Origin of the sequence: Acinetobacter sp. AL9, assembly GCF_041464035.1 — a bacterium.
Taxonomy (GTDB): Bacteria; Pseudomonadota; Gammaproteobacteria; order Pseudomonadales; family Moraxellaceae; genus Acinetobacter; species Acinetobacter towneri.
Genome location: NZ_JAYFSK010000323.1, coordinates 1 through 201, shown reverse-complemented (window position 1 = coordinate 201; position 201 = coordinate 1). Strand labels below are relative to the sequence as shown.

Genomic DNA, 201 nt, shown 5'->3' with positions numbered 1-201 from the left:
CACCCAAATCTGTTCGTGCTGCGGTGAGATCACCTCAAGTAGTCCCAAAGGTAGGACAGATCTTGGAATAAGAGAATGGGAGTGCATGAGCTGTGGTACAGCTCATGATCGAGATATAAACTCAGCTTTAAACATTCTTGCGCTTGGGCATAAGCGTCTAGCTGTAGGAATCACCCTCTTTTAAGGGGGGGAGGATGTCAA

Annotated in this window: 1 protein-coding gene; it reads left to right on the top strand. The window is 47.3% G+C overall.

Annotation, left to right across the window (positions count from 1 at the left end):
- On the top strand, nucleotides 1-184 hold a 184-nt coding region (locus ACEO2X_RS14905), incomplete at its 5' end, for a zinc ribbon domain-containing protein (protein ID WP_179991048.1).
- Between the last annotated feature and the right edge of the window lie 17 nt (nucleotides 185-201).